This is a genomic window from Aestuariivirga sp., assembly GCF_020252405.1.
Taxonomy (GTDB): domain Bacteria; phylum Pseudomonadota; class Alphaproteobacteria; order Rhizobiales; family Aestuariivirgaceae; genus Aestuariivirga.
The window spans coordinates 1-4,868 of record NZ_JADCDA010000083.1; the positions used below are offsets into that span (position 1 = coordinate 1).

3 protein-coding genes are annotated in these 4,868 nt (G+C 65.8%); all 3 read left to right on the forward strand.

Features of this window, described 5'->3' with window-relative positions:
• Positions 1 to 278: 278 nt before the first annotated feature.
• On the forward strand, positions 279 to 1,352 hold the full coding sequence (recA, locus tag IOC69_RS12255; protein ID WP_290543846.1) for a recombinase RecA: 1,074 nt from the start codon (positions 279 to 281) through the stop codon (positions 1,350 to 1,352).
• 293 nt (positions 1,353 to 1,645) lie between these two features.
• Positions 1,646 to 4,327 (forward strand): alanine--tRNA ligase, encoded by a 2,682-nt coding sequence (alaS, locus tag IOC69_RS12260; RefSeq protein ID WP_290543847.1) that lies wholly within the window; start codon positions 1,646 to 1,648, stop codon positions 4,325 to 4,327.
• 9 nt (positions 4,328 to 4,336) lie between these two features.
• Positions 4,337 to 4,702, forward strand: coding sequence for a nuclear transport factor 2 family protein (locus IOC69_RS12265; RefSeq protein ID WP_290543848.1), 366 nt, complete (start codon positions 4,337 to 4,339; stop codon positions 4,700 to 4,702).
• The last annotated feature ends 166 nt before the right edge of the window (positions 4,703 to 4,868 follow it).

Sequence of the window (4,868 nt, forward strand, 5' to 3'; positions counted from 1 at the left end):
CCTCGCCAATTCTCGCCTTGAGCGAGGCAAGCTCCGCCTCCCACTCCAGCAACGCGCCCGACCACTCCGCGACCATTGTCGTCCTCCCGCCAAAAGCGGCAGGAATCACAAATCTATCGCAGACGCAACTGTAGTACTAATCACGAAATCAATCTCTTAGAGGTGTTCCATTTTTCTCTTGCACGATGAACAAAAATAGAACATAGTTCGAACAACGGTGACGCGGCGGCGCTGGCAAAGCCTCCGGTGGACCCTTTGAACAGCAAGGAGTAAACCAAATGGCACAGTCTTCGAATCTGCGGGTTGTCGAGAATTCCATGGACAAGAACAAGGCACTGGATGCCGCGCTGAGCCAGATCGAGCGCGCCTTCGGCAAGGGCTCCATCATGAAGCTCGGCGCCTCCACCGCGCTGGAGATCGAGGCGGTCTCGACGGGCTCGCTGGGCCTCGATATCGCGCTCGGCATCGGCGGCCTGCCCAGGGGCCGCGTCATTGAAATCTATGGGCCGGAATCCTCCGGCAAGACCACGCTGGCGCTGCAGACCATCGCGGAGGCCCAGAAGCGCGGCGGCATCTGCGCCTTCGTGGACGCCGAACATGCCCTGGACCCCGTCTATGCCCGCAAGCTCGGCGTCAAGGTCGATGACCTTCTCATCTCCCAGCCTGACACCGGCGAACAGGCGCTGGAGATCGCCGATACGCTGGTGCGCTCCGGCGCGGTCGAGGTGCTGGTGATCGACTCGGTCGCCGCGCTGACACCGCGCGCCGAACTTGAGGGCGAGATGGGCGACCAGCTGCCGGGTCTCCAGGCCCGCCTGATGAGCCAGGCGCTCCGGAAGCTCACGGGCTCCATCTCCAAGACCAACTGCATGGTCATCTTCATCAACCAGATCCGCATGAAGATCGGTGTCATGTTCGGCTCGCCCGAAACCACGACCGGCGGCAATGCGCTGAAGTTCTATGCCTCCGTGCGCCTCGACATCCGCCGCATCGGCGCCATCAAGGACCGTGACGAGGTGGTGGGCAACCAGACGCGCGTGAAAGTGGTCAAGAACAAGGTGGCTCCCCCCTTCAAGCAGGTCGAGTTCGACATCATGTATGGCGAGGGCATCTCCAAGGTCGGCGAGCTGATCGACCTCGGCGTCACGGCCGGCGTGGTGGAAAAGTCCGGTTCCTGGTTCTCGTATAATGGCGAGCGCATCGGGCAGGGGCGCGAGAACGCCAAGGCCTTCCTGCGCCAGAACCCGGACATGGCCAATGCAATCGAGGCCACCATCCGCGGCAATGCCGGCATCGTCGCCGCCGCGCTCGGCAACGGCGCCGGGAAGGATGACGCCGCCTCGGACGACTGATCGTCCCTTGCGTTTTTCATTCAGGAGATCCGGACGCCAATTCGAGGAGGCGTCCGGCTGCACGCGGTGTTTGCCCCACACCGCCTGAGCCCGCACCCTCCGTTGCCCCACGGAGGGTGCCTATCGTTTTTGCACGGCCCCGCCTCATTCCTCTCCCCCCGGTCTGTACACGGGGCGGGGAGAGGGGGAAATGAATCGTGGGGCCGGGACTCAGACGGGCAAGATGGGTGGACAGGGCGGCTTGCCCCCATTATGACCGCGCCACACTCCACCTTTTATTCGCCGGGCGTCACATGACAGGGCTTGCACAGATCCGTTCGACCTTCCTCGATTTCTTCAGGCGTCAGGGGCATGAGATTGTCGCATCCTCGCCGCTCGTCCCGCGCAACGACCCCACCCTGATGTTCGCCAACTCCGGCATGGTGCAGTTCAAGAACGTGTTCACCGGCATGGAGAAGCGCCCCTACACGCGCGCCACCACCGCGCAGAAATGCGTGCGCGCCGGCGGCAAGCACAACGACCTTGACAATGTGGGCTACACCGCGCGCCACCACACCTTCTTCGAGATGCTGGGCAATTTCTCCTTCGGCGACTATTTCAAGCCGGATGCCATCGAATGGGCCTGGACGCTGGTGACGGGCGAGCTGGGCCTGGCGAAAGACAAGCTCACCGTCACCGTCTTCTCGGAGGACGACGAGGCCCATGCGCTGTGGAAGAAGATTGCGGGCCTCCCCGAGAGCCGCATCATCCGCATCCCGACGTCGGACAATTTCTGGTCGATGGGCGATACGGGCCCCTGCGGGCCCTGCTCGGAAATCTTCTACGACCATGGCGAGAAGGTCCGGGGCGGGCCTCCGGGTTCGGCCGAGGCCGACGGCGACCGTTTCATCGAAATCTGGAACCTCGTGTTCATGCAATACGAGCAGGTGTCGAAGGACGAGCGCATCAGCCTGCCCAGGCCGTCGATTGACACCGGCATGGGGCTGGAGCGCATTGCCGCCGTGCTGCAGGGCACGCATGACAATTACGAGACCGATCTGTTCCGCGCGCTGATCCAGGCCATTGTCGAGAAGACGGGCGTTCCGGCGGAGGGCGGTGCCAGGGCCTCGAGCCGCGTCATCGCCGATCACCTGCGCGCCTCGTCCTTCCTCATCGCCGATGGCGTGCTGCCGTCGAACGAGGGCCGCGGCTATGTGCTCCGCCGCATCATGCGCCGCGCCATGCGCCATGCCGAGCTGCTCGGCGCAAGGGAACCGCTGATGCACCGCCTCGTGCCGGCCCTGGTGCGCGAGATGGGGGCGGCCTACAACGAACTCGTCCGTGCCGAGGCGCTGATCGCCGAGACGCTCTATCTCGAGGAGAACCGCTTCAGGAAGACGCTGGAGCGCGGCCTGCGCCTGCTCGAGGAAGACGCGGCAGGCCTCAGGCAAGGCGACACCTTCCCGGGCGGGACGGCCTTCAGGCTCCATGACACCTATGGCTTCCCGCTTGACCTGACGCAGGATGCCCTGAAGCCGCGCGGCATTGCGGTTGACACCGCCGCCTTCGAGGCCGCGATGGAGGCCCAGCGCGAGGAGGCGCGCCGCGCCTGGAAAGGCTCGGGCGACGCCGGGACCGAGACCATCTGGTTCGAGATCAGGGAGCGCTTCGGCGCGACCGAGTTCCTCGGCTACGACACCGAGAAGGCGGAAGGCATCATCCGCGCCATCGTGGTGGACGGCAAGGACGTGCAGAGCCTCGCCGCGGGCCAGAAGGCCGCGATCGTGGTCAACCAGACGCCCTTCTACGGCGAGTCCGGCGGCCAGACCGGCGACAGGGGCGCGATCCGCGCGGTCGATGGCGCCTCCTTCCTCGTCACCGACACGCAGAAGCGCGTGGGCGATGTGGTGGTCCACATCGGCGAGCTGGTGCGGGGCTCCATGAAGCCGGGCAACGCGGTGGAGCTTGCCGTCGATCACGCGCGGCGCTCCGGCAACCGCATTCACCATTCGGCGACCCACCTGCTGCATGAGGCGCTGCGCCTCACGCTCGGCGGCCACGTGGCGCAGAAGGGCTCGCTGGTGGAGCCAGGCCGGCTCCGCTTCGACATTTCGCACAACAAGGCGATGAGCCCGGACGAGATTGCAGAGGTCGAGCGGATCGCCAACGACATCGTGCTGCAGAATGACCGGGTGACGACCCGCCTGATGACGGTGGACGCGGCCATCGCCGAGGGCGCCATGGCGCTCTTCGGCGAGAAATATGGCGATGAGGTGCGTGTTGTCTCCATGGGCCGCAACGCGCATGGCGCGGGCCGCCCCATCTATTCGCTGGAGCTTTGCGGCGGCACGCATGTGGGCCGCACCGGCGACATCGGCCTGATCAAGGTGGTGGGCGAGAGCGCCTCGGCTGCGGGCGTGCGCCGCATCGAGGCGCTGGCCGGCCCCGCGGCGCGTGCCTATCTTGAGGCGCAGGACCGCCGCGTGCAGGCTGCGGCCGCCGCGCTGAAGGCCCCCGCCGCCGAAATCGTCAGCCGCATCGAAACGCTGCTCGACGAGCGCCGCAAGCTGGAGCGCGAACTGGCGGAGGCCAGGAAGCAGCTCGCCATGGGCGGCGGCATGGGTGGCGGCTTGGGCGGCGGCAAAGACGGCGGCGGGGAGGGCATTTCGGAGGTCAACGGCGTCAGGCTGATGGCCCGCGCGGTGAGTGGCGTCTCGCCCAATGACATGAAAGGCCTCGTCGACGAGGGCAAGGCCAGGCTCGGTTCGGGCGTGGTGGCTCTCGTCAGCGTCAATGAGGAAGGCCGCGCCGGCCTCGTGGTCGGCGTCACCGATGACCTGACCTCCCGTTTCAGCGCCATTGACCTGGTGCGCGCCGGTGCCGCGGCGCTGGGCGGCAAGGGCGGCGGCGGAAGGCCGGACATGGCCCAGGCCGGCGGCCCCGACGGCGCCAGGGCCCACGAGGCGCTCGCCGCGGTGAAGGCCGCGCTGGGCTGAAGCTTCCCCATGAGTTCCTCTCCCATGCCGCACCCATCGCCAAGAGACGTCGTCAACCGCCAGCTTGAGGTCTACAACGCGCATGACATTGATGGCTATTGCGCGCTCTTCGCCGAAGACGCGACGGTCTCGGACCTCGTCACCGGCCAGATGATCTGCAACGGCCTCGCCGAAATCCGCAGCGTCTACACCAGGCGCTTCGCCGACAATCCGCGGCTCAGCTGCACCGTCCACCAGCGCCTTGAGGGCCCCACCCACGCCATCGACAAGGAGACGGTCCACGGCCTGCCCACGGGCCCCCTGCACATCATGGCGATCTACGAGGTGCGCGATGGCCTGATCCGGAGCCTCAGGTTCATCCGCTGGACGGAGTAGCGCATTTTCTTGCCAACCGTCGCGGCATGTTTCATGCTGGAAACTGTCCAGGGCTCCGAATCCAAGTTAACGGCGTGACGGTTTGAGAATATCGAGCAGGGTCTGTGGGTTCCAGCTGGCTCGCTTTCGCATGCGTTTGAGGGGAATTTTGCCCATGGCTTGGCGC

Coding starts and splice junctions, on each gene's coding strand:
- alaS (WP_290543847.1), top strand. CDS start 1,646: ATGACAGGGCTTGCACAGATCCGTTCGACCTTCCTCGATTTCTTCAGG.
- recA (WP_290543846.1), top strand. CDS start 279: ATGGCACAGTCTTCGAATCTGCGGGTTGTCGAGAATTCCATGGACAAG.
- IOC69_RS12265 (WP_290543848.1), top strand. CDS start 4,337: ATGAGTTCCTCTCCCATGCCGCACCCATCGCCAAGAGACGTCGTCAAC.